General features: G+C 61.9%; 1 protein-coding gene. It reads left to right on the top strand.

Annotation, left to right across the window (positions count from 1 at the left end):
- Nucleotides 1-239: ATP-dependent Clp protease proteolytic subunit (locus G6R25_RS24840; RefSeq protein WP_205447489.1), on the top strand; the 239-nt coding region annotated here is incomplete at both ends.

The following is a 239-nucleotide window of genomic DNA, read 5'->3' as shown; positions in this document are numbered from 1 at the left end:
CGCGGCGAGTACGGCATGGACCCGTACTCGAAGCTGCTCAAGGAGCGGATCGTCTTTCTCGGCGTGCAGATCGACGATGTGTCGGCGAACGACGTGATGGCGCAGCTGCTGTTCCTGGAGTCGGAGGATCCCGACCGGGACATCTCGATCTACATCAACTCGCCGGGTGGGTCGTTCACGTCGCTGACGGCGATCTACGACACGATGCAGTTCGTGCGGCCGGACATCTCGACGATCTG

Origin of the sequence: Candidatus Frankia alpina, assembly GCF_902806485.1 — a bacterium.
Lineage (GTDB): Bacteria > Actinomycetota > Actinomycetes > Frankiales > Frankiaceae > Frankia > Frankia alpina.
The sequence above is the reverse complement of the archived record's forward strand: the minus strand, read 5'-3'. Positions and strand labels throughout refer to the sequence as shown.